This is a genomic window from Micromonospora sp. NPDC049529, from assembly GCF_055586685.1.
In genome coordinates this window covers 37,108-60,510 of sequence record NZ_JBVJHT010000010.1, presented here as the reverse complement: position 1 = coordinate 60,510, position 23,403 = coordinate 37,108, and the positions used below count along the sequence as shown (strand labels likewise).

General features: G+C 70.7%; 19 protein-coding genes and 1 pseudogene. 12 read left to right on the top strand and 8 right to left on the bottom strand.

Annotated elements, in window-relative coordinates; genetic code table 11:
* Positions 1-221 precede the first annotated feature (221 nt).
* Complete coding sequence (locus ACZ6QQ_RS18580) at positions 222-3,905, bottom strand: PQQ-dependent sugar dehydrogenase (protein WP_465877631.1); 3,684 nt, start codon at positions 3,903-3,905, stop codon at positions 222-224.
* A gap of 458 nt (positions 3,906-4,363) precedes the next feature.
* On the opposite strand from ACZ6QQ_RS18580, the gene ACZ6QQ_RS18575 reads away from it, so the two are divergent.
* From ACZ6QQ_RS18575 to ACZ6QQ_RS18550, 6 genes are all read left to right on the top strand, one after another.
* A complete protein-coding gene (locus tag ACZ6QQ_RS18575; protein WP_465877630.1) occupies positions 4,364-5,656 on the top strand; it encodes a glycosyltransferase family 4 protein in 1,293 nt (430 codons plus the stop codon).
* A 61-nt stretch (positions 5,657-5,717) separates the two neighbouring features.
* A complete protein-coding gene (locus tag ACZ6QQ_RS18570; RefSeq protein WP_465877629.1) occupies positions 5,718-6,626 on the top strand; it encodes a Wzz/FepE/Etk N-terminal domain-containing protein in 909 nt (302 codons plus the stop codon).
* A 35-nt stretch (positions 6,627-6,661) separates the two neighbouring features.
* On the top strand, positions 6,662-8,014 hold the full coding sequence (locus ACZ6QQ_RS18565; protein WP_465877628.1) for an O-antigen ligase family protein: 1,353 nt from the start codon (positions 6,662-6,664) through the stop codon (positions 8,012-8,014).
* A gap of 25 nt (positions 8,015-8,039) precedes the next feature.
* A complete protein-coding gene (locus tag ACZ6QQ_RS18560) occupies positions 8,040-8,882 on the top strand; it encodes a glycosyltransferase family 2 protein (RefSeq protein ID WP_465877627.1) in 843 nt (280 codons plus the stop codon).
* On the top strand, positions 8,879-9,724 hold the full coding sequence (locus ACZ6QQ_RS18555) for a glycosyltransferase family 2 protein (RefSeq protein WP_465877626.1): 846 nt from the start codon (positions 8,879-8,881) through the stop codon (positions 9,722-9,724). Before ACZ6QQ_RS18560 ends, ACZ6QQ_RS18555 begins: the two co-directional genes overlap by 4 nt.
* The gene (locus ACZ6QQ_RS18550) at positions 9,721-10,686 is read left to right on the top strand and encodes a glycosyltransferase family 2 protein (RefSeq protein WP_465877625.1); all 966 of its coding nucleotides are present in this window, start codon (positions 9,721-9,723) and stop codon (positions 10,684-10,686) included. The genes ACZ6QQ_RS18555 and ACZ6QQ_RS18550 overlap by 4 nt, the downstream gene beginning before the upstream one ends.
* On the opposite strand, the gene ACZ6QQ_RS18545 is transcribed toward ACZ6QQ_RS18550, so the two are convergent.
* Positions 10,674-11,483, bottom strand: a complete 810-nt coding sequence (locus tag ACZ6QQ_RS18545) for an alpha/beta hydrolase (RefSeq protein ID WP_465877624.1) — start codon at positions 11,481-11,483, stop codon at positions 10,674-10,676. The two genes, ACZ6QQ_RS18550 and ACZ6QQ_RS18545, sit on opposite strands and share 13 nt — an antisense overlap.
* 136 nt (positions 11,484-11,619) lie before the next feature.
* On the bottom strand, positions 11,620-11,946 hold the full coding sequence (locus ACZ6QQ_RS18540) for a hypothetical protein (RefSeq protein WP_465877623.1): 327 nt from the start codon (positions 11,944-11,946) through the stop codon (positions 11,620-11,622).
* A gap of 183 nt (positions 11,947-12,129) precedes the next feature.
* Between ACZ6QQ_RS18540 and ACZ6QQ_RS18535 the strand changes: the two genes are divergently transcribed.
* On the top strand, positions 12,130-13,245 hold the full coding sequence (locus tag ACZ6QQ_RS18535; protein ID WP_465877622.1) for an Ig-like domain-containing protein: 1,116 nt from the start codon (positions 12,130-12,132) through the stop codon (positions 13,243-13,245).
* A gap of 197 nt (positions 13,246-13,442) precedes the next feature.
* Positions 13,443-14,540, top strand: coding sequence for an FG-GAP-like repeat-containing protein (locus ACZ6QQ_RS18530; RefSeq protein ID WP_465877621.1), 1,098 nt, complete (start codon positions 13,443-13,445; stop codon positions 14,538-14,540).
* Here the strand turns inward: ACZ6QQ_RS18530 and ACZ6QQ_RS18525 are convergent.
* The 4 genes from ACZ6QQ_RS18525 to ACZ6QQ_RS18510 form a co-directional block, all read right to left on the bottom strand.
* Complete coding sequence (locus ACZ6QQ_RS18525; protein ID WP_465877620.1) at positions 14,530-16,233, bottom strand: 3-hydroxyacyl-CoA dehydrogenase family protein; 1,704 nt, start codon at positions 16,231-16,233, stop codon at positions 14,530-14,532. The genes ACZ6QQ_RS18530 and ACZ6QQ_RS18525 overlap by 11 nt on opposite strands.
* Before the next feature lie 118 nt (positions 16,234-16,351).
* Positions 16,352-17,224: an alpha/beta fold hydrolase gene (locus tag ACZ6QQ_RS18520; RefSeq protein ID WP_465877619.1), complete on the bottom strand. Its 873-nt coding sequence runs from the start codon at positions 17,222-17,224 to the stop codon at positions 16,352-16,354.
* A gap of 86 nt (positions 17,225-17,310) precedes the next feature.
* On the bottom strand, positions 17,311-18,363 hold the full coding sequence (locus ACZ6QQ_RS18515; protein WP_465877618.1) for an alpha/beta hydrolase: 1,053 nt from the start codon (positions 18,361-18,363) through the stop codon (positions 17,311-17,313).
* A 118-nt stretch (positions 18,364-18,481) separates the two neighbouring features.
* Positions 18,482-19,006: an FHA domain-containing protein gene (locus ACZ6QQ_RS18510; RefSeq protein ID WP_465877617.1), complete on the bottom strand. Its 525-nt coding sequence runs from the start codon at positions 19,004-19,006 to the stop codon at positions 18,482-18,484.
* A gap of 216 nt (positions 19,007-19,222) precedes the next feature.
* Between ACZ6QQ_RS18510 and ACZ6QQ_RS18505 the strand changes: the two genes are divergently transcribed.
* Together ACZ6QQ_RS18505 and ACZ6QQ_RS18500 are read left to right on the top strand one after the other, a co-directional pair.
* Complete coding sequence (locus tag ACZ6QQ_RS18505) at positions 19,223-20,722, top strand: aldehyde dehydrogenase family protein (protein ID WP_465877616.1); 1,500 nt, start codon at positions 19,223-19,225, stop codon at positions 20,720-20,722.
* An 81-nt stretch (positions 20,723-20,803) separates the two neighbouring features.
* Entirely contained in the window at positions 20,804-21,469 is a 666-nt protein-coding gene (locus ACZ6QQ_RS18500; protein ID WP_465877615.1) for a class I SAM-dependent methyltransferase, read from the top strand.
* A gap of 140 nt (positions 21,470-21,609) precedes the next feature.
* On the opposite strand, the gene ACZ6QQ_RS18495 is transcribed toward ACZ6QQ_RS18500, so the two are convergent.
* Entirely contained in the window at positions 21,610-21,888 is a 279-nt protein-coding gene (locus ACZ6QQ_RS18495; RefSeq protein ID WP_465877614.1) for a hypothetical protein, read from the bottom strand.
* Positions 21,889-21,965: 77 nt separating this feature from the next.
* Here ACZ6QQ_RS18495 and ACZ6QQ_RS18490 point away from each other — a divergent pair.
* Positions 21,966-22,915, top strand: a pseudogene (locus ACZ6QQ_RS18490) (helix-turn-helix domain-containing protein).
* Positions 22,916-22,930: 15 nt separating this feature from the next.
* Positions 22,931-23,137, top strand: a complete 207-nt coding sequence (locus ACZ6QQ_RS18485; protein WP_465877613.1) for a DUF397 domain-containing protein — start codon at positions 22,931-22,933, stop codon at positions 23,135-23,137.
* Positions 23,138-23,403 lie beyond the last annotated feature (266 nt).

Below are 23,403 nucleotides of genomic sequence, written 5' to 3'. Positions count from 1 at the left end.
GCCCGGAGGTTTCCGAAACTTCGGATCTCTCCGGCCCACCCATCCCGACGAATCGTCCTCGCCCACCTGCTAACCGCCGAAATGGTGCTGTCCCAGAATTACCGGAGCGAATCAAGAAGGGCTGTCAGTTCGCCGACCACCAAGGGCAGCCAACCGGTTCGACTCGACGAACGGTCAGCTGCCCTGGTCGGCCGATCAACCATCGCCGGCCGAGGATCCGATCAGGCGACCGGGCGGAACACGACGGCCGTACCGTTGGCCAGCGTCGGCTGGTCGAACGAGTGCTGGACCGCCGCCGTACCGGCCGGATTCTCGATTCCCACGGTCGCACCGCCACCCAGCTCGGCCGGCTTCGTGCCGGCGAGATCCGCGTAGTTGAACGCGATCTCACCATCCACCGAGAGCACGGCCTCCACCGTGATCCGGGCCGAGGCCGACCCGTACATCCCGACGTTGCGCCACTCCAGCACGAACTTCCGGTCGGCGCCGGTGCCGATGTCCGCGGTCCGGATCGTGGTGTCGGCCCGGATCACCAGGTCGTCCCAGAACGGGTACAGCGCCGCGTTCGGCACCGCCGCGTCCGGCACGGCCGTGTTGACCGGCTGCGGGCCGCTCGGATCGGCGAAGGAGAGGAACCCGTTGCTGGACACCCAGGCCGAGCTGTACGGCTGACCGTAGAAGGTGAACGGGAACGGCAGCGTCACCTGGGCCACCGCGTCGTCACCGGTCAACGGCACCAGCCCGCCCTCGGCCGGCACGAACGATCGGGTCTCGGTCGACTTCGCGTAACCGACCTCTTCGCCGCCCAGCAGGGTGAGGGCGAGGTTGGCGGTGTGCGTACCGCCGGCGGTGACGGTGACCTGGGTCGAGCCGCCGAGCACCCCACCCAGGGCCGTACCGGAGACGGTGTAGCTACCCGGCGTCACCGCGGCCAGGCTGTAGGAGCCGTCCAGCCCGGTGGTCGCCGTCCGCCCGCCGGGCGTGAGGGTGACCGTCGCACCGGCCACCGGCAGGCCGGTGCCGAGCGCCGTCACCACGCCACCGAGGGTGCCGGTGGTCGGGGGCGGGGTACCACCCGGCGGGGTGAAGACCACCGAGGTGCCGTTGCGCAGCACCGGCTGGTTGGTGGAGTGGCTCAGGGCCACCGCACCGGCGCCGTCCTCGATCGCGACGGTCGCCGAGTCACCCTGCTCCCGCCCGTTCGCGGCCAGGTCGGCGTAGCTGAAGGTGATCTCACCCTGCTCGCTGAGCACCGCCTCGAACGTGACCCGGGCCGAGGAGGAGCCGTACAGGCCGCTGTTGCGCCACTCGACCACGAACCGCCGGTTCGGCGCCGTACCGAGCACCTCGGTACGCACGGTCGAGTCCGCCCGCTGCACCAGGTCGTCCCAGAACGGGTAGATCGCCGCGTTCGGAAGTTCGGCACCCGGCACCGGTGCGTTCACCGGAGCCGCCGACGTCGGGTCGGTGAAGGAGAGGAAGCCGTTGGTCGAGACCCAGGCGGTGCCGTGCGTCTGCCCGTACAGCGGGAAGCCGAACGGCAGGTTGACCTGGGCGACGCCCTCGTCACCGGTGAGCGGGAGCACCGCGTCGTCGGCCGGCTCGAACGGCCGGCTGGTGGTCGTGGTGCAGGTGTAGCCGAAGCTGTCGGTGCAACCCTGGGCGCTCGTGTACGACGCCGTGTAGGTGCTCGCGGTGGCCGGCGCGGTGATCACGTGCGTCGCCGCCCCGCCGTCGGACCAGCTCGCGAACGTGTGCGTCTGCGAGTTGGCGCTCTGCGGGCTGGGCGCGCTGACCGTGTTCGTCGAGCCGACGATCACCGTACGGGTGAACGGGGTGGTCCCGGCCGTCGCCCCGACGCTGAGCTGGAGCCCGGCCGGGGCGCTGGCGAAGGTCAGGTCCACCGTCTGCGGGTCGAGCCGGCGGACCACGGTGTCGGTCAGCCCGCTGGCGTCCGTGGCGGTCAGCTCCAGCTCCAGGTACGACGGGTACTCGTGGTCCGGCGCGACGAACGAGCCGGACGTCACCCCGGTCCACTCCTGGATCTGGTGGGTGTGGCAGTTGCCCACCGACTCGCAGTGCTCCATCCGCAGCCGCCAACTGAGCCCCGCCGCCGGCACCGAGCCCTGCTGCGGGTCGGTGGCGTGGCCGGCGAAGCTGAGCGTGTCGCCCACCTTCCAGGTGGTCCCGGCGGTCGGCGAGTCCAGCACCGCGGTCGGTGCGCTGTTGCCCGACTGGATCGTCACGGTCGTGCTGGCCGAGACGCCCAGCGTGTCGGTGACGGTCAGCCGCGCGGTGTGGGTGCCGGATCCGGTGTAGGTGAAGCTGGCGGTCGCGGTGGTCGCGTCGACCGTGCCGTCGTCGGTGAAGTCCCACCGGTAGGTCAGCCGGCCCTCGTCCGCCGGGTCCGGGTCGGTGGAGCCGGTGCCGTCGAAGGTGACCGCCAGCGGGGCGGTGCCCGAGGTGGGCGTCGCGTCGATCACCGCGGTCGGCGGCTGGTTACCGGGGAAGTAGCGGATCCGGCGGACCGTACCGCCGCCCAGGTCGACGTAGTAGAGCTCGTCGCCCGGACCGATCGCCAGGTCGGTCGGGTTCGACGCGGCCTGGCCGAACGCCTCGATGTTGGTCGGGCTGGGCAGCCCGCCCGGGGTGCTCGGCCGCATCGCGAAGATGCAGTTGCGCGAGTAGTCGGCGAAGAAGAGCGCACCGGCGTACGACGCCGGGTAGTTGCCGCCGCTGGTCGGGTAGAACGCGAGGCCGGAGATGGCGTCGCCACCGGCGGCGCAGTTCTCCCCCGGCACCACGGCCGCGCTGTGGTTGTACGTGTAGTAGGGCGCGGTCTGGCCGGCGCCGGCGTAGAGCGTCTCGCAGAGGGTCAGGTTGGCGTTGTCGTAGCTCGACATCCGGGCGGCGCCCTCGTAGCAGGGCCAGCCGAAGTTGGTCACCCCGCTGGTCGGGTTGCTCAGCCGGTCGACCTCCTCCCACTGGTTCCAGCCGACGTCGCCGAGCCACACCTCGTTGGTGCCGGGACGCATGGTGAACCGGAACGGGTTGCGGATCCCCTGGCCGACGATCCGGCGGGCGTTCAGGTCGGGCGAGGTGATCAGCGGGTTGCCCGCGGCGGCGGCACCGGTGGCCGGGTCGAGCCGGATCACCGTGCCGTCTAGGCCGGTCGGGTCGCTGGCGGTGCGTACGTCCTGGGCGCGCAGCGCGCCGCCCTGGGCGTTCGGCGGGGTCATCGTTCCGCCCGGCGGGTCACCGCACGGGTTGGCCGGGTTGCCGAGCTGGCCGTAGTCGGTGGCACTGAAGCTGGCGCCGTCACCCGCGCTGGCGTACAGCATGCCGTCGGCGCCGAAGCGCAGGTCGCCGACCGAGTGGCTGGGGTACTGCTGGCACCAGTCGTGGATCAGCACCTGCTCGGCGCCGGTCATCACGTTGCCGTTGGCCTGGAGCCGGGAGAGCCGGCCGGTGACGATGCACTGGCCGTTGTTGGCGTCGCCGCAGGTGTCGTTCCAGACCGGAGCGGTCTGGCCGGGCGGCGCGTCGTAGGTGTAGAGCACGTACACCCACGGGGTGGTCGGGAAGTCCGGCGGCAGCGCCAGGCCGAGCAGTCCCCGGTCCCACTGGTTGTGCACGTTGGTGGAGAGGTCGGCGAAGATGGTGGCGGTCGTGTCGGCCAGGTCGTCGAAGACCTTGATCCGCCCACCCTTCTCCGCCACGAAGATCCGCCCGTCGGAGGCGAACTCGATGTTGGTGGGCTGATTGAGCCCACTGAAGACGATCTGTTCCTGGAACCCGCTGGGCAGCGTGACCGCCTCCGCCGCGGTTGCCCGCAACGGTGCCAGCACACTGCCCAGCAGGGCCCCCACCAGGGCCAGTCGCATGACTCGACGCAGACGCGTCATCGCACCCCTCCCCACACCCCCACCGGAGTACGCGGGCCGCGTACCGCGTGCGATCGATCGGTGCCAGCCGAGCGACCGCAGGCACAGGGTAGCCATCTCATCAACATTTACAAATGCCCTCTCTGACTCCCGACTCAGTCCGACTGACCGGCGCTTTCGCCCCGGTGGGCGTTTCAGCAGGCCGGCCCGGAATCGGCAGCGGTGGCTGTCCACGACCCAACCCATACGTACTGATGAAGTCCGGATGAACGCATGAAAGAGCAATCGGCCGATCGGCCTCCGCCTTGTAATTAAGTCGACATCACTCGCGAATCGCCGCTGCTTGCCCATCCCCCGCCGATAGGGAAATGTTTCGGTAGAACAATGTCCCGGTACCCGGGGGCCCTCCGGTCGTGGCGTCCACACGCCACGGCCGTCCATCGGAAACCTCGTCCGAGCTGCGCGGATCGGAGTCGGGTATGGCCAGCCCACGTCCACATGTCGTCATCGTGGTGGTCAACCTGCCCGTCGAACGGGACCGCCGGGTGATCCGGGAGTGCCTGGCGCTGGAAGCCGCCGGCTACCGGGTCACCGTCATCTGCCCGCGTGGCCCGGGGCGGTTGACCCACCTGCCCGGATCGGCGGGCACCGCGATCCGCTCGTTCCCCCAGCCGCTGGCCGGCTCCGGGGTGCTCTCCTTCGCCGCCGAGTTCGCCTGGGCCCTGATCGCGGTCACCACCCGACTGCTCGGGATCATGCTGCGCGGCCGGGTCGACGCCGTACAGGCGTGCAACCCGCCGGACGTGTTCTGGCCGGTCGCCCTGCTGATGCGGGCACTCGGCCGACCTTTCGTCTTCGACCACCACGACCTGAGCCCCGAGTTGTACGAGTGCAAGCCGGGTCCGCACCGGCCGGCCGTACTGCGCATCCTGCGCCTGTTCGAGAAGCTCTCCTGGCGCTGCGCCTCGGCCGTGGTCTCCACGAACGAGTCGTACCGGGAGCTGGCCATCGGGCGGGGCGGCTGCGATCCGGAACGGGTGGTCGTGGTCCGCAATGGCCCCACCCTCGCGGAGGTGGGTGCGACCGGCGCCACGGATCCGGCGACCGCCACGCCGAACCGGCACACCATTGTCTACCTCGGTGTCATCAATCCGCAGGACCATGTCGACGCGGCCGTACTGGCGGCCGAACGGCTGGTCGGACTGCGGGGCGGCGAGGACTGGCAGCTGGTGGTGGCCGGCGACGGCGACAGTTTGCCCGAGTTGCGCCACTTGGTCAATCAGCGCGGAATATCCGATGTGGTGCGGTTCACCGGTTGGCTGGAGGCCGACGAGGTCGACACGCTCCTGCGGTCGGCTTCGATCGCCATTCAGCCGGACCCACCGACCCGAATGGCTGAATTGTCGACGATGGCGAAAACCGTGGAGTACGTTGCCCGCGGCCTACCGGTGGTCGCGGTGGACCTGCTGGAGACCCGGCGCACCGCCGAGGACGCGGCCAGCTACGTACCGACCGGCTCGCCGGACGAACTCGCCAAAGCCCTTGACCAGTTGCTCGGCGACGATGCCGCCCGCGCCGCGATGAGCGTGGTGGCCCGGCGCCGGTTCACCGAGCAGCTAGCCTGGGACCACCAGGCGAAGGCGTACATCCGACTCTGGGATCAACTGCTTCGGCGTAATCCATCGGGTTACAACTCGGTTTCGCCCGAAACCGGGACGGATGCTACACGCCGGACCGGGCCCCAACATGGTACGAAAGAGGCGGTCCCGTGAGTTCGGGACAACCTCGCCTTCTCCCTGACGCATCCGTTCGCGCACCCAAAGGGGTCGATCGATGGACCTTCTCGACCTGCTGAAACTCATGTTTCGGCGATGGTATGTCACGACCCCGGTCGTGGTCCTGACCCTCGCGGCTGCGTTCACGCTCAGCGTCGTGATCCAACCCGAATACAAGACCTCGGCGGCGGTGCTGCTGGTCCCGCCGACCACCAGCCCGGCTGCTCCCGCGCCGAACGCCAGCCCCCAACCGGGCAACCCGTGGCTGCGCGTCGGCGAGAACGCGATGGCCCAGGCCGTCCAGATCTCGGTCTCCGCGCACGAGGCGCGCACCAAGGTCGAGGCGGCCGGCGGCAACACCGAGTACGAGGTCGGGCTGGTCAACCGCAGTCCCATCCTGACCATCGACGTGACCGCCGCCAGCCACGGTGAGGCGCTGGCCACCGTCACCTCGGTGACCAAGCTGATCGGCGAGGAGGTCGCCGGCAAGCAGGCCGAGTACAAGCCGAAGGCCGGCGAGCAGATCACCACCCAGGTGCTCGACCCGGGCCTGAACATCGTCCAGTCCCGGTCCAACGTGCTCCGCGCCCAGATCGTGGTGATCGCGATCGGCCTGCTGCTCGCCGCCGCGGCGGCCGTCGGCTACGACGCGATCGTCCGCCGGCGCAACCGGGCCCGGCTCGCCGACCGGCACGGCGCGCGGCCCTCGATGGCCTGGAACGCGGGACAGGCGACCGTCGGTGCCGCCCGACGCCCGAGCCCCGGGCCGAAGGGAAGCGTCGACTCCGACGCCACCCAGGTGGTGGGCAACTTCGGTGCACCTATCCCCACTCCCAGCTCGGGCACCGGCGACCGGTCGGGCGGGTCGGCGCCGCAGATCTCGGCGGACTTCGTCCGCGCACCGCAGTCCGACGACACGATCCTGCTCACAGCGGTCCGCCGTCCCGCCGACGACACGGGCAAATAACCACGCCCCGATGACGTACCGACGGAGCGGATGACGTGCCCACGTACCTTTCCTCGCGACGATCCGCCACGGTGTACGACGGGGTCACTCCCGGCGTACGCCACTTCCCGGACGCCACCGCCGTCCTGATCACCTCGGTCCTGCTCGCGTACCTGCTGCCCGCCCGGCTGATCTTCCCGCCGCTGACGACGCTCGGCCGACCGGGCGTGATCATCGGGTTCTTCCTGATCGTCTGGTGGGGCCTGACCCGACTGCACCCCAACCTGGTCACCCGTGGCCAGCAGCCGATGCGCTGGGCGCTGGCGGTCTACCTGTCCACCATGGGCGTGTCGTACATCGCGGGCGAGGCCCGGGGCATGTCGGTGCTGGAGGCGAACAGCGCCGACCGGACCATCCTGATGGCGCTGGCCGGGGCCGGCGTGCTGCTCGCGGCGGCCGACGGGGTGCTCACCCGGGAACGGGTCGACCACGTGCTCCGGGCGCTGGCCTGGGGTTCGACGGTGATGGCGCTGTTCGCGCTGGCCCAGTTCATCCTCCGGGTGGACTTCACCACCTACCTCAAACTGCCGCCGCTGCTGACCTTCCAGAAGGACCTGATCGGCTTCGACGCCCGGGGCGGCGGCGGGCTGGTCCGGGTCGCCGGCACCGCCGGGCACTACATCGAGTTCAGCGTGCTGATGGTGATCGGCCTCGTGGTCGCGATCCACTACGCCCGCTTCTCGGACACCCGACGCGGGCGGCAGATCTACGGCACCCTGGCCATGATCCAGGCGGCGGTCATCCCGATCTCGCTCTCCCGTACCGGGGTGCTCGCGCTGGCCGCCGCGATCCTGCTGTTCATCCTGGTCTGGCCGCTGCGGACCACTTTCAACGTACTGGTGATCGGGTTCTTCCTGGCCGCGCTGATCCAGGTCGGCAAACCAGGCCTGCTGGCCACCCTGCGGGCGCTGCTGTTCGCCGGGGAGAACGACCCGAGCGTGCAGGGCCGGCTGGAGGACTACGCCTACGTCGCGCCGTACATCAAGGAACGGCTCTGGTTCGGTCGGGGGGTCGGCACCTGGTTGCCCGAGCTCTACCAGTTGCTCGACAACCAGTGGCTGGTCACGCTGGTCAGCACCGGTGTGGTCGGGGTGGCCGGGTTGGCGATCTTCTTCCTGGTCGGCATCGTGGTCGCCGGCCGGGTCCGCCGGTTCGCCGCCAGCGAGCGGGACCGGGACCTGGCGGCAGTGCTGGCGGTGACGATCGGGGTGGCGGCGGTCTCCGCGTTCACCTTCGACGCGCTCTACTTCACCACCTACTTCATCACGGTGCATCTGCTGCTCGGCCTGGCCGGGGCGTTGTGGCGGCTGACCCGGGCGGAACGCATCAACTCCAGCGGGGCGTCATGACCGAGCGAACCACCGAGGTGTACGCGTGACAGGTATCGACATTCTCATGATCACGTACGACCGGCCGGAGTACGTCCGACTCTCGCTGCCGCACCTGCTCGGCACCTGCCCGCCGGACGCGCGGGTCTGGCTCTGGCACAACGGCACCGACCGGGCCACCCTCGCCGCGGTCGAGGAGTTCCGCGACCACCCTCGGGTGCACCGGTTCCACCACAGCGAGGTCAACGCCGGCCTGCGCGAACCCACCAACTGGCTCTGGCGGGAGGCGACCGGCGACTACCTGAGCAAGGTGGACGACGACTGCCTGCCGGACCCGAGCTGGCTCTCGGTGCTGCGCCAGGCGCACGACGACGTACCCCGGTTCGGGGTGATCGGCACCTGGCGGTTCCCGGACGAGGACGTGGACGACGACCTGGTCGCCGCGAAGCTGGCCGACTATCCGGGCGGGCACCGGCTGCTGCGCAACCACTGGGTGCAGGGCAGCGGCTACCTGCTCAAGCGCGAAGTGGTCCGCCAGGTGGGCGCACTGGACGAGCAGGACACCTTCACCACCTGGTGTCTGCGCGCGGCCCGGCTCGGCTGGATCAACGGCTGGTACCACCCGTTCCTGCCCGAGGACCACATGGACGACCCACGCAGCCCGAACACCATCTATGTGACCGACGAGGACTTCATGGCCCGCCGCCCGCTGTCGGCGAAGCGGACCGGGGTCACCACCGTCGCCGAGTGGACCGAACAGATGCGGCACTCGGCCCGGGTGGTCCAGGCCGCCTCGCTGGACCTGCGAGAATACCAGGGCTGGCGCAAACGCCGGCGTACGGTCACCCGCCGGATCCGGCTCGCCCTGACCGGACGGGCTCCCTGGTGACCAGCGTCGTTATCGCCGCCCACAACGAGGCGGCGGTGCTTCCCCGGTGCCTACACCGGCTGCTCGACGGCGCCGAGCCGGGCGAGTTCGAGGTGCTCGTGGTCGCCAACGGCTGCACCGACGCGACCGCCGAGGTGGCCCGCGCGGTTCCCGGCGTACAGGTGCTCGAACTGCCCGAGGCGTCCAAGTCGGCGGCGTTGAACGCGGGCGACGAGGCCGCCACCCGGTTTCCCCGGATCTACCTCGACGCGGACATCGAACTCTCCGCGGCCGGTGCCCGGACCCTCGCCTCGGCGGTCACCGCCGGGGGCCCGCTGCTCGCCGCCGCACCGAGCCGGCGGCTGGACGTCGCCGGCCGCCCGCTGGCGGTACGCGCCTACTACGCGGTCAACTCCCGGCTGCCCGCCTTCCGGGACGCGCTCTTCGGTCGCGGCGCCATCGTGCTCTCCGCCGCCGGTCGGGCCCGCTTCGACCGGTTCCCCGGCCTGATCGCCGACGACCTCTTCCTGGACTCGCTGTTCGAGGTGGGCGAGAAACGGGAGATCGAAACGGTGACCACGGTGGTTGCCACCCCCCGGCGCACCGGTGACCTGCTCCGCCGGCTCGGTCGGGTCCGGGCCGGCAACGCCGCGATGCGGGCCACCGACACCGGGGTACGCCGGGCCCGCCGCGCCTCCTGGCTGGTCGACGTGGTGCTGCCCCGACCGTGGCTGCTGCCGGCCGGGGTCTGTTACGCGGCGCTCACCGTGCTGGCCGGGATCGCCGCCCGGCGGACCGCGACACAACAGGGCTGGGGTCGGGACGAGTCCAGCCGCAGCCCGGCGGAAGGGGCTTCCCGATGAGCCCGGCGGTCAGCGTCGTCATCGTCTCCTACCAGACCCGTGACCTGATCCGGCGGGCCCTGGCCACCCTGCGTACGGCGAGCCCGTCCGGGTCGTACGAGGTGATCGTGGTCGACAACGCCTCCACCGACGGCTCGGCGGACGCGGTCGAGGCGGAGTTCCCCGAGGCCCGGGTGGTCCGGCTGGCTCGCAACGTCGGCTTCGGCCGGGCGGTGAACGTCGGCGCGTCCCGTGCCCGGGGCACCTGGATCCTGCTGATGAACCCGGACACCGAACCGGTCGGCGACGTCATCGGCGAGTTCGTCGCGTACGCCCGCGCGCACCCGGAGCACCGGGTCTACACCGGCCGTACGCTGCACGCCGACCACACCGACGACGGGCGGTCGGCATTCGCCCTGCCCTCGCTCTGGGGGTACGTCTGCTTCGCCACCGGCCTGTCCACCGTGTTCCGCCGGTCCCGGCTGTTCAACCCGGAGGAACTGCCCGGCCTGGACCGCTCGGTGCCGGCGCCGGTCCCGGCGGCGTCCGGCTGCCTGCTGCTCTTGCAGCGGTCGCTCTTCGCCGAGTTGGGCGGGTTCCTGCCGGACTACTTCATGTACAGCGAGGACATCGACCTGTGCCACCGGGCCACCCAACTCGGGGCGTCCCCGGTGCTGGTGCCCGGGGCGCGGGTGGTGCACGTCGGCGGGGCGTCCTCGACCGGTGTCGGCAAGCGGATCATGCTGCTCCGGGGCAAGGCCACCTACCTGCGGCTGCGCTGGCCCCGGCGACGGGCGGGCGCCGGACTGGCGCTGCTCGCGACCGGCGTGGCGGTTCGCGCCACCGGTGCCCGGCTCACCGGCCGGGCCGGTTACTGGCGGGAGGTCTGGGCGCAGCGGCGTACCTGGCTGGCCGGTTGGCCACCGGGGACGGAACTGCCGGCGGTGGAGGTCGTCGAGCCGGATTCGGCTCAGGGGGTCTGATCGGTCGGGCGCAGCCCCGCCGGCCGCTCGCCGAACGCCGCCACCGTACGGTCGGCGTACGCGCTGGCGTCGCCGTACGTCACCGGGCCGTCCCAGGTGGACGGTAGCGGCACCGGCACGGCGGGGTTGACCCGGTGGACCACCTCGTCGAGCACGGTCTCGGCGTCGCCGACCCAGAGGTGCTTGGCACCGGGTACGCCGACCACCTCGGCCTGCGGGATGGCCGCGAACCGGTGGCGGGCCTCGTCCGGGCGCAGGTAGTCGTCGAACTCGGGGACCAACGCGGTGACCGGCTTACCGGACTCGGCCCAGACGGCCAGGTCCTCGGGTGTGGCGGAGCGCAGCGGCGGGGAGAGCAGGATCGCCCCGGTCACGCCGGGGTCGCAGCCGTACCTGAGGGTCAGGTCGGTGCCGAAGGACCAGCCGAGCAGCCAGACGTCGGGCAGTTCGGCGAACTCGGCGTACTCGATCGCCGCCGCCACGTCGAACCGTTCGGCGACGCCGTTGCCGAACTCGCCCTCGCTGGTGCCCTGCACGCTCGCGGTGCCCCGGGTGTTGAACCGGAGCACGGCCAGGTCGGCCAGGGCGGGCAGCCGCCAGGCGGCCTTGCGCAGCACGTGGCTGTCCATCATCCCGCCGTGGGTGGGCAGCGGGTGCAGGCAGACCAGGGTGGCGACCGGTGGCCGGTCGGCCGGCAGGGCCAGCTCGCCGACCAGGCGCAGCCCGTCGGCGGTGTGCAGTTCGATCTCCTCCCGGCGGGCGGGCAGGATGGTCGACGCGCGGATCGCTGTGCTCACCGGTCAAGTGTGGCCCGAACGGCTCGCCGGCGTCAGCCGGGACGGGGGCAGGGTGACGAAGATCCCCGATCCGGCCGGGGCCGCGGTTGCGCCGTAGCCGGACGCTCCCGAGCCCTGCACGTCGATCGCGGGCGGTTCAGCCGTACCGGGGTGCGCTGCGGGAGCGTTCGACGGTGGGGGAACGCCGTTCGCGGGCCCGCCAGCAGCCGTTGTGCCAGTGCCGGCGGTCGGCGAGGTCGCCGCGACCGTCGGCCGGCCAGGCCACCAGGTGCGCCGTGCCGGGCGGAATCTCCTGCTGACAGCCGGGGCAACGGTAGGTTTTGACGGCGGCACCGGCGGTGATCGAACGCACCTGCCAGTCGCCGTCCCGCCAGCTCTGGACTGCCTCGACGCCACGCCGGGCCCGGTCGCCGTCCAGTGGGGCGACGTCCTCGGCGCGGGGTCGATTACGACGGGGGCTCACGTTCAGCAACAATACGGGGGCTCCGGCGACGTTGACAGAATGTACCGACACGCCCTGTATCCGTGACACAAGCCGAATGTCAGATCACGGTCAGTAGGTTCAGGTTGTCCTCATAAACGCTCTAATGTCCGTGAAAAGAGGTCGACTCTGCGGGGGTTGACCCCGTGCGGCGAGGAGATCTTCATGTGGGGAAAGCGCGTGACGGTGGTGGCCGTGGTGGCGACCCTGGCTGCTCTGGGTGCGGTGGCACCCGTTGCCTGGGCCGGGGGGCCGGGTGAGCCGATGTTCGGCGACCTCAACCGCGACGGGCTGGTCGACCTGGCCGTGCTCGACAGCGCCCCGTCGCTCAACCGCGCCCCACTGCTCGACTGCACAGTCTCGGTACGCCTCGGTAAGTCCGGCGGCGGTTACCTGGCGCCGACGGAGTACCCCTACCTCGAACTGAGCGGGCCCGAGGCGAACTGCCCCGATCTCGGGGTCGCCGTCGACCTCGGCGGGGACAACGACCTCGAACTCGTCCTGGCCTGGTTCGCCGGGCGCCCGTACCCGGTCGAGCACGACCTGCTGGTACTGGAGAACTTCAAGCCCACGAACGGCTTCGACGCGATCTTCCAGCCCAGCTTCATGGGGCTGGCCGACTTCGACGGTGACGGCCGCCAGGACGTCTACCAGTGGACCGACCAGGGCAGCGGATTCGCCACCTACCTCAACACCCCCGGCGGCGGTCTCACCCCCGGCCCGGTCGCCTGGTGCTCCGGCCGACCGCACTACACCCTGACCGACCTCAACGGCAACGCGGCGATGGACGTGGTCATCGCGTACGTGGAGGGCTGCGCGGACTACTTCTCCGGCGTGGTCGCGATCCGCGACGACGGGGTGGCCTGGCATCTGCAGGGCGACCCGTACGGCGATCGCACCTGGACGGTCAAGGTGCAGCACACCAACGGCGACCGCATTCCCGACGTGGTGACCCGGGAGTCGTCCAGCGGCGAGCTCACGTACTTCATCGGCAACGGCGACGGCAGCTTCATCAAGACGCCCAAGGCGGTGGGGGACAGGGCCGACGTCAGCCGGGTCAAGCGGACCAGCATTCCGGTGCTCACCAACGACGCCGCCACCAGGCAGGCGAGGATCACGATCGTCACCGCGCCGAAGTACGGCACCGTGCAGGTCACCAGCAACCGGACCGTGGTCTTCACACCGAGCAGCAAAGCCGGAAAAACCGATCGGTTCGTCTACCGGCTGACCGACCACGGCCGCAGTTCCGACGCCGCGGTCTCGGTCCGGATCGCCAACTGAGCGGCGCACGTGCCAACTCGCCGACCCGGCCGGTTGATACCCGACTGACCGGCCGGTCAGGTCGAAAGACAGATCACCGTCACCGCGTTCCGGATCGGCGTTCGACCCGGCACAGTCTGTGAGCAGCCGGTCGACACACCGGCATCGTCGGGCAACCCGCCGGCACGGGCGCCGGCACGAAGCGCGGAGGCAACGTCATGTGGAGGAAGCGGATCACCGTACTGGCGGTCGCGGTGGCGATGGCCGTTACGGGAGCGGCACCGGCCGCCCTGGCCGGATATCAGGGTGAACCGCTCTACGGCGACCTGAACGACGACGGCATCGTCGACCGGGCGGTCCTGACCGGTGGCGGCCCCACCGACTGCGGCGTAGAGGTCGCGCTCGGCAACGGTTCGGGCGGGTACGGCAGCCCCACCACATACCTGTATGACACCCCCTCCGCCGAGTACGACCACTGCCCCGACATGGGAGTGGTCGTGGACCTCGGCGGGGACGGCACGGTGGAACTGGTGCTCGCCTGGTTCGACGGCCGGCCGCCGGGCGTGGACAGCGACCTGCTCGTGCTGCGCGACTACCAGCCGGTCGCCGGTTTCGACGCGATCTACCAGCCCAGCTACATCGGACTGGCCGACTTCAACGGTGACGGCCGCCAGGACGTCTACGAGTGGACCGACCAGGGTGACGGCTTCCTGACCTACCTGAACACCGCCTCCGGCCAACTGGTGCCCGGCCCGGTGAGGTGGCCGTGCGGCTGGGACCCCGCGTACGTGCTGGCCGACTTCAACCGCAACGGCGCCACCGACGTGGTGATCAGCTACGCCGGCAACTGCGGCGGGTACGAGACCGGAGTGGTCGTGGTGCTCGACAACGGCGCGGTGGTCCACCTGGAGGCGGATGTCCTGGGCGACGGCTACTGGTCGATCGCCGTGCTGGACGCCAACGGCGACGGCATCCCGGACGTGAAGACCACCAACACCACCACCGGCGAGGTCACCCACTTCATCGGCAACGGTCGGGGCGGCTTCGGCGCGGCTCCGCTGGCCGACGACGACGTGGCCTCGACCAAGGGCAGCAAGAAGGTGGACATCGCGGTGCTGGCGAACGACCTCGCCACCAGCAACACCAAGATCACCATCGTGACCCAGCCGAAGTACGGCAAGCTCCAGATCACCAGTCGTCGTACGGTGCTCTACACCCCGAACGGCCAGCACACCCAGACCGACAAGTTCGTCTACCGGATCGCCGTCGACGGCAAGGACGACATCGCCGGGGTGACGATCCGGGTCAAGAGCTGACGGTCCCCTCCCGGAAACCCCGGCCGGTCCCCCGGCCGACGTGACCGGCGGTGACCATCTGTTCCAGCAGCGGCGCGGGGGCCAGACCGGGCTCCCGCGCCGCCCGGTACACGCTCCGCTGGATGTCCAGAGCCACGTCGAGCCCGATCCGGTCGAGCAGTTCGAACGGGCCGACCGGGTAGGCGCAGCCGAGCCGCATGGCGTGGTCGACGTCCTCGGCGGTCGCGTACGACGCCTCCAGCATCGCGACCGCGTCGTTCAGGTACGGGAACAGCAGCGCGTCGACCACGAATCCGGCCCGGTCGTCGCAGACCACACCGGTACGGCCGAGCGCCACGGCGACCGCCCGGCCGACGGCGAGGGTCTGCGCCGAGGTACGGACGGTACGCACGATCTCCACCAGTTGCCGCTCCGCCGCCGGGTACGGGAAGTGCAGCCCGATCACGTCGGCCGGTCGACCGGTCGCCATCGCCAGATCGATCACCGGTCCGGTGCCGGCGGTGGCGAACACCGTCGCGGGCCGGCAGACCGCGTCGAGCCGGGCGAAGAGCGCCCGCCGCTCCGCCGCGTCGCCGTCGACCGCCTCGACCACCAGGTCGACCTCGGCCAGCCGGGCCAGCTCCGTCTCCCCGTCCCCGTCCCCGTCCCCGTCCCCGTTCCCGTTCCCGGACACCGCCACCACGCGGTGACCGGCGGCGGCGAAGACCCCGGCCAGGGCGGTGGCGAGCGGACCCGAGCCGACCAGGCCGACGGTGCCGGGTGCCGGTTGACCGGCGACCGGCTCGACCGCCACCGGCGTCAGGCCGTCCGGTACGACAACGGCCGAGCCCGGCCGCTCGTACGTGTAGAAGCCCCGGCCGGACTTGCGCCCGAGCAGCCCCGCGGTGACCATCTGCCGGATCAGCGGTACGGGGGCGTGCCGCCGGTCCCGTCCCCCGCGCCGGTACATGGTGTCCAGGATCTCGTACGCGGTGTCGAGGCCGATCAGGTCCAGCAGGGCCAGCGGTCCCATCGGCAGCCCGGCACCGAACCGCATCGCCGCGTCGAGGTCCTCGCGGGTCGCGTACCGGGCCTCGAACATGGACACGGCCTGGTTGAGGTAGCCGAAGAGCAGTGAGTTGGCGATGAAGCCGGCCCGGTCGTCGATGGTCACGTCGACCTTGCCCAGCCGGACGCAGAGCGACTCGACGTCGGTCACCACCTCTTCGGCGGTGACCACGGTCCGGATCACCTCGACCAGTTTCATCACCGGTGCCGGGTTGAAGAAGTGCATCCCGACGACCTGCTCCGGCCGGCCGGTGGCGACCGCGATCTCGGTGACGCTCAGCGAGGAGGTGTTGGTGGCGAGGATGGTGTCCGGCCGGCAGATCCGGTCGAGGTCGGCGAAGAGCCGTCGTTTGAGGTCGAGCCGCTCGGGCACCGCCTCGATGACCAGGTCGACGTCGTCCAGCGCGGCCAGTCCGACGGCGAAGGTGACCCGGCGCAGCAGCTCGTCGCGTTGCTCGGCGGCGAGCTTGCCCCGGGCGACCGCGCGGTCGGTGGAGCCGGTCAGGGTGAGCCGGCCGCGCTCCAGCGCCTCCTCGGAGATCTCGACCGCGAGTACGTCGACGCCGTTGCGGGCGAACACCTCGACGATCCCGGCACCCATGGTGCCCAGTCCGATGACGCCGACGCTGGTGATCTCGCGTGCCACAGCCGCCTCCACCGCTTCCGGGCCGCCCGTCGGGTGAACGGCCGCTAAGGTCTGCGCGCGAGTCTGCCACGGCCGGCCGCTCCGGGTCCCGACCGGGACCGCCGGAGACAACGGCGGGTCAGCCGCCGGTGCGGACCGCCGCGTCGATCGCGGCGGCGCCACCGGCACCGAGGGCGATGGTGTAGTGGTTCACCCCCGGCACCGTCTCCTCGACCACTCCGGGCAGCCAGTGCGCGGCGTACCCGGCCGGGTAGAGCGGCCGGTCCGGCTCGTCGAGCATGCCCCGGGGGGCACGCAGGAAGACCGCCGGCACCGGCAGCGGCGCGGGTTCGATGCCGGGGTACGCGTACTGGTCGCGGGCGTCGCGCAGGGCCGCCTCCAACCGGCAGGCCGGGTGCAGCCGGGGGGCGGTGCCGACCAGGTCGTAGTCGACGTACCGGTCGACCGCCGGGGTCCAGTCGGCGAAGGACGGGTGCTGCCGCCACATCGCCCGGTACGACTCCCGGTCGGGGAACGTCATCGTCAGCCGGTCGAACGCGGGTCCGACGGTGTTCGAGATCAGCGCCGAGATGGTCTGCTCGTCGGCGCCCGCGTCGACTCCGGGCGGGGCGGGCAGCAGGGCGCCACCGTCGACCAGCACCAGCCGCCGGAGGAGTTCCGGACGGGTCCGGGCCAGTTCGACCGCGACGAAGCCGCCCATCGAGTGGCCGAGCAGCACGACCGGGCCGCCGCCGTACGCCTCGATCACCCGGACCAGGTCGGCCGCGTGCCGGGCCATGCCGTACGGGCCGGGCAGGTCCCGGCTGCCGCCGCGTCCGCGCAGGTCGACGGCGACCAACCGGTGGTCGACGCCGAGCCGCTCACCCACCACCGACCAGGCCAGGTGGGACGAGGTGACCCCGTGTACGGCGAGCACCAGCGGCCCGTCACCGCCGGTCCCCCACTCGCCGACGATCAGCTCCCCGCCGTCGACCGGCACGCTCCGCCGCACGTAGGGAACCGGGCCCGGCTCGTCCGGTCCACGATCGGGCCCAGCAGCCGATCCGCTCATCCGATCGGGCCCAGCAGCCGATCCGCTCATACGATCAGGTCCAGCAGTGCGGCGGCGAACTCGGCCGGGCGCTCGACGTGCGGCGAGTGGCCGCACTCGGCGTAGACGATCTCGCGGTAACTGCCGCCGGCCGCCGCGTAGCGGTCCAGCACGGCCCGGGTCTGGCCGACCATCGGCTGGGGCGGGCAGGCGTCGGCGCCGGGCCAGCCGGGGACCAGGCCGAGCGAGCCGAGGTACGCCAGGTCGAACAGCGAGGTGTCGGAGACGATGGCGTCAGAGTCTCCGCGTACCCAGGTGATCGGCGGCTTGACGCGCACGGCGACCAGCTCGTCGGCGACCCGGAAGTGGTTCGGCGCCATGGTGTTGAGCACGCCCCGGCGGCCGGGACCGACGCCGGGCCAGGTGCTGGTGGTGGTCGAGTCGCCGGGGTAGTTCGCCTCGCCGGTGGCGGTGCTGAGCATGCTGTCCAGCAGCAGGTCCTCGTCGTCGCCGAACGCCGAGGGATCCGCCACGTACGCGGTCCGCATGACGTTGCGCGGACTGGTCGGCGCGTCCTCGCCCCGGTCCTTGGCGGCGATCCGCGCGACGAAGTCGGGGTTGGCCGTGCCGGCCCCGGTGCCGGCGAAGTCCTCGCTGGTCGGGGTCCCGTCCAGGTCCCTGGTCCCGCCGAACCCGTACGGCGACAGCGGCGACTCCAGCAGCAGCGCGCGGATCCGGTCCGGGTGGTCGACCAGGAGCTGCATGGCGACGCCGCCGCCCATCGAGTGGGCGGCCACCACCGGCCGGGCGCCGGGGGCGCCGAACAGGCCGGGGGCGTCGAGCAGGGCGGCCACGTCGTCGGAGAAGTCGCGCAGGCCGCGGGTGGCGTCCAGCGGTGCGGCCTCGGTCGCGCCGTAGCCGCGCAGGTCGGGTGCGACCACCCGGAGGGTGGGCGGCAGGTGACGCAGCAGCGGTAGCCAGAAGTCGGCGGACGAGCAGTTGCCGTGGATCAGCAGCACCGGGCTGCCGTCCGCCGGCCCGGCGACGAGCACGTTCTGGGTGATGCCCCGGGCGGTGATGTTCACCTGTTCGGTTTCCATCCCCGCGATGGTGCCACTGCTCGCGCAACCCTGCAGTGTGGCGTTCCCACATAAGCCGACCGGAGCGGCATGGCGGCCCCACCCGCCATGCCACATCCGGCCGAACCGGGCATTTCCGTCAGTTCATGACAAGGAAGGCCCAGGCCACCCACCCGGCCAGCACCGCACCCCCGCCGAAGATCCAGAGCAGCGGGCCGGTACGGCGACCGGTGGACATCATCTGGGTCGGAGCACCGAGCGCGGCGGCGGCCGGCTGGTCGACGGCCCGCAGCGCGGGCGGCGGGTGGATCGGCGTGTACCGGATCGCGCCGACCGGGTCGGTGAGCGCCGCCGACGGGTCGAAGAACCGCAGCTCGACGTGGCCGATCCGGATCCGGTCGCCGTCGCGCAGCTCGCGCGCCTGGGAAAGCCGCTGCTCGTTGAGCCAGGTGCCGTTGGTCGACCCGCAGTCGGTCAGCACGGCCCGGCCGTCGGACAGTTCCACCGTGGCGTGCCGCCGGCTCACCTTCCGGTCGTCGATCACGATGTCGACGCCCTCGTCGCGGCCGATCCGGCGGGTACCCGGCCGCAACCTGAAGCTCGCCCCCCGCAGCGGGCCGTTGACCACCGTCAGCAGTGGCAGCAGATTCAAATCGTCCGACATCGACTCTCTCCGCACCCGTCCGTCTGCGGCCCCGCGTCGCCCCCACGACGCCGGCCACCGCGCCCCCCTTGGCGCACGGAATCAGCCTGACATCGAGCGGCTCCCATCTCCATTAACCGCAGGATGGAGTTGCTCGTCCGGTGGGTTAATTCGGCTCACCGGTTCGGTGGGCACACGGACTTACCCATGAGTAATTTTCAGGTTTAGACTTCGGACATGACGGCTCCGTTGGCTCCCGGCGTACCGGCGATCGACCAGGGCGAGTTGGTTTCCACCCACCCGGCCAGCGGCGCGGAGGTCGGCCGCTTCCCGGTGGCCAGCGCGGACGACCTGATCCAGCGCATGTCGCGGGCACGGGCGGCCGCCGCCTGGTGGGCCGGGCTGGACTTCGCCGGACGCCGGGTCCGACTGCTGCGCTGGCGGTCGCTGCTCGCCAACCGGATCGACGAACTCGCCGGTCTGATGCACGCCGAGGGCGGCAAACCGGTCGCGGACGCGATCGTCGAGATCGCCTCGGCCATCGAGCACATCGACTGGGCGGCCCGCAACGCCAAGCGGGTGCTCGGCCGCCGCCGGGTGCGCTCACGTCTGATCGTCGCCGAGTTCGCCGGCAGGCTCGAATACCAGCCGTACGGGGTGATCGGCGTGATCGGCCCGTGGAACTACCCGGTGCTGACCCCGGTCGGCTCGACGGCGTACGCCCTCGCGGCCGGAAACGCCGTGCTACTCAAGCCGAGCGAGTACACCCCGGCGGTCGGGCAGTGGCTGGTCGACAGCTTCGCCGAGGTGGTGCCGGAGCAGCCGGTGCTCCAGGCGGTGCACGGGCTCGGCGACGTCGGTGCCGCGCTCTGCCGGGCCGGGGTGGACAAGGTGGCGTTCACCGGATCCTCCGCGACCGCGCGCAAGGTGATGGCCGCGTGCGCCGAGTCGTTGACGCCGGTCCTGCTGGAGGCGGGCGGCAAGGACGCGATGATCGTGGACGCGGACGCCGACCTGGACGCCGCCGCCGACGCCGCGGTCTGGGGTGCGCTGACCAACGCCGGGCAGACCTGTATCGGGATCGAACGGGTCTATGCGGTGGAAGCCATCTACAACGACTTCGTGGCCAGGGTGGTGACGAAGGCGCAGAAGCTCACCGTGGGGTCCGAACCGGAGGCCCATCTGGGCCCCATCACCATGCCCGGACAGCTCGACGTGATCCGTCGCCACATCGACGACGCCCTGGCCCGGGGCGGTCGCGCGGTGCTCGGCGGGGCGGACGCGGTGCAGCCGCCGTACGTCCGGCCGACCATCCTGGTGGACGTGCCCGAGGATGCGTTGGCGGTCCGCGAGGAGACCTTCGGACCGACCCTCACCATCAGCCGGGTGCAGGACGCCGATGCCGCTGTGACCAGGGCAAACGCGGTTCCGTACGGGCTCGGCGGGTCGGTGTTCGGCAAACGCCGGGCGGTCGAGATCGCCGGTCGGCTGCGCTCCGGGATGGTCGCGGTGAACTCGGCGTTGACCTTCGTCGGCATGTCCACCCTGCCGTTCGGCGGCGTGGGCGAGTCCGGCTTCGGTCGGATCCACGGTGACGACGGGTTGCGCGAGTTCGGCCGGGCGAAGGCGATGACCGTACGACGTGGACCGTCGCTGCTGCCCTCGACAACCTTCGAACGCACCCCGGCACAAGTAGCGAAAATCGCAAAAGCCGTAAAACTAATGTACGGTCGGTGACCCTTACCTAACCGATCATGCGTTAGGAATAGGCGTTTTGGATATACCGACCCAAGCCGACGTACCCCTACATTCCGTCACGTGGGGATACACGGATTGCGATCTCGCCTGGTCGAGAACGAAGACTCGTTCGCTGCCCGGCGCCGTAGCCGGCGAGCGGACTGGCTGGTCGAGACGTTTCCTGATCTCGCCCAGATGTCCGTCATCGACCTCGGCGGCCGGGTGGAGACGTGGGCTCGCGCGTCGGTGCGACCCAAGCACGTACACGTGGTCAACCTGGAGTCGCCTCCGCCCGACATCCCGTCCTGGGCCGAGGTCGACCACGGCGACGCCTGCGCGCTGCCGCCCCGCATCCTGAACCGCCGGTACGACCTCGTCTTCTCCAACTCGGTGCTGGAACACGTCGGCGGCCACGAACGCCGGGTACGGTTCGCCGAGTCGGTGCACCTGCTCAGCCACGCACACTGGGTGCAGACCCCGTACCGGTACTTCCCGATCGAGCCACACTGGATCGCCCCGGGCATGCAGTTCCTGCCGGTTCGCCTCCGTACCCTGATGGCCCGCAGGTGGCCCCTCGCGCACTCCCCGGCCAAGACCCACGACGCCGCCATCCGCCAGGTCCTCTGGACCGAACTGGTCGACCGCTCCCAGATGCGCCACTACTTCCCCCAGTCCCACATCCGGGTAGAACGCCTGGCCACCCTCCCCAAATCCCTCATAGCCATCCTCGGCACCCCAGCGCGCTGACCCACCGCGTTCCCACCGCGCTGATCCAGCGCGTACCCAGCGCGTTGACCATGAAGTTGGCGCACGTTTCCGGCCCGAATTCCGCGCTAACTTCATGATCAACGCCCCGATCCTCGGCGGACTGGCCCACACCGGCCAGGTCAGCGGTAGACACGGAGCCAGTCGGGTCCGTCGCGCCAGTTGTCGATGTCGGGTTCGTTGCCGAGAGCCTCGATGGTCTTCTTGACCTCGATCGGATCGAGAAGTGCGACTCCCGCGATCTCCTCCGGGGTCGAGCCGTGCTGGTGTGCACGGAAGATCGCGAGGCTTCGCTCGGCCTCGACCTCTTCGAGCACCCGCCTGAGGTCACGGACGCGGTCGCGGTAGTACGTCCGACGGTCAACTGCATCGGCATCGGACAATGGCTTGATCATCGACATCCCCTGCTCGGTCGTGTGACGACACCCGCCCAACAGGCACTTCCGAGGCGGGCCGGTCAAGTAGGCTCCCACTTTCGATGAGCTTCAGACTGCACTGGACTATCGAAATAGGAACCCATTGTTGCCCGGACCTGCTCACACGGGAAGGACCTCACATGACCACCCCGACCATTCAGCGACGACGACTCGGCAACGCACTGAAGATCGCCCGAGAACAGGCCGGCAAGACCCAGGACGAGGCGGCCGAACAGATCGACGCCGCCTCCAGCAAGATCAGTCGACTGGAGCTGGGTCAGAGCGGCATCAAACTCACCGACCTGTCGATCCTGCTCGACTTCTACGGCGTCGACCGCGAGCAATTCGAGTCCTTGCGTGAGCTGGCCCGCGCCGGCCGGCAACGCGGTCGCTGGGGCGCCTACCTCAACGCCATCCCCGACTGGTTCCGCCAGTACGTCGACCTGGAGGCGGGTGCGTCCCAGATCCGTTGGTACCAGGCGGAGATCGTGCCCGGCCTGTTCCAGACCGGCGGCTACATCCGTACGGTGCTCACCGCCGGGCAGACGAAGATCGACGAGGACGAGCTGAACCAGCAGATCGCCCTGCGGAAGGCTCGGGCGAACATCCTCGACCAACCGGACCCGCGCAGCTCAACGTCATCCTGAGCGAGTCGGCCCTGCGCCGCAACGTCGGCGGCCCGGAGGTGATGCGAGCACAGCTCCGTTACCTCGCCGAGGTCGCCGAGCGACGGAACATCGAGCTACAGGTGCTCCCGCTGGACGCGCCAACCTACGCAACCACCTCGTTCGGCTTCACCCTCCTGCGGTTCGACCACGACGCCGCGTCCGATGTGGTCTATCTGGAGGACTACACCGACGCGAGCTACCTGGACCGGCTCGACGCGGTGCGGTCATACTCGACGCTGTGGGACCGGCTGTCCGCCGCCGCGCTGGGACCGGTCGAATCACGGCAACTGATCCTGCGCCTGGCCGAGCATCACGGTGGCGAGGATCCGGACCGGCAGGGCTAGAGGGAGAGCAGAGTCATGAACACCCCGGACTTCTCCGGCGCGACCTGGCGCAAGAGCCGCCGCAGCGACTCGAACGGGGGCCAGTGCGTCGAGGTGGCGGTCCGGTCCGGCGCCGTCGGCCTGCGGGACTCCAAGGACCCCGCCGGCCCGGTGCTGGTGTTCACCCCCGATAACTGGACAACCTTCGTCGACGCGGTACGCGGCACCGCCTTCCACCACTAGGGGCGTTTGCGAAGCCTCGGAGGTTGGTCGAGCACCGGCCTCTGGTCGGGTCCCTCTGTTGGCACCGATACCGGACGCAACCCGCGCTGACGCGACGACAGGCCCACTTTCGAACACGCTTCAGTTCCACGTGCGACGAGACAGCCCTCCCGGCAGCCGGACGGTCGAGGCGGGGGGGGGGGGGGGGGGGCCGCCCCCCCCCCCCCCCCCCCCCTTCCCCCCCCCCGGGGTCGGGAAGGCGCCCGCCTGGTGGTCGCCGCGTTCCA

Bases quoted from the DNA above. Each gene is read 5' to 3' on its own strand.
- ACZ6QQ_RS18580 (WP_465877631.1), bottom strand. From the start codon at position 3,905: ATGACGCGTCTGCGTCGAGTCATGCGACTGGCCCTGGTGGGGGCCCTG.
- ACZ6QQ_RS18575 (WP_465877630.1), top strand. From the start codon at position 4,364: ATGGCCAGCCCACGTCCACATGTCGTCATCGTGGTGGTCAACCTGCCC.
- ACZ6QQ_RS18570 (WP_465877629.1), top strand. From the start codon at position 5,718: ATGGACCTTCTCGACCTGCTGAAACTCATGTTTCGGCGATGGTATGTC.
- ACZ6QQ_RS18550 (WP_465877625.1), top strand. From the start codon at position 9,721: ATGAGCCCGGCGGTCAGCGTCGTCATCGTCTCCTACCAGACCCGTGAC.
- ACZ6QQ_RS18535 (WP_465877622.1), top strand. From the start codon at position 12,130: ATGTGGGGAAAGCGCGTGACGGTGGTGGCCGTGGTGGCGACCCTGGCT.
- ACZ6QQ_RS18530 (WP_465877621.1), top strand. From the start codon at position 13,443: ATGTGGAGGAAGCGGATCACCGTACTGGCGGTCGCGGTGGCGATGGCC.
- ACZ6QQ_RS18515 (WP_465877618.1), bottom strand. From the start codon at position 18,363: ATGGAAACCGAACAGGTGAACATCACCGCCCGGGGCATCACCCAGAAC.
- ACZ6QQ_RS18510 (WP_465877617.1), bottom strand. From the start codon at position 19,006: ATGTCGGACGATTTGAATCTGCTGCCACTGCTGACGGTGGTCAACGGC.
- ACZ6QQ_RS18505 (WP_465877616.1), top strand. From the start codon at position 19,223: ATGACGGCTCCGTTGGCTCCCGGCGTACCGGCGATCGACCAGGGCGAG.
- ACZ6QQ_RS18495 (WP_465877614.1), bottom strand. From the start codon at position 21,888: ATGTCGATGATCAAGCCATTGTCCGATGCCGATGCAGTTGACCGTCGG.
- ACZ6QQ_RS18485 (WP_465877613.1), top strand. From the start codon at position 22,931: ATGAACACCCCGGACTTCTCCGGCGCGACCTGGCGCAAGAGCCGCCGC.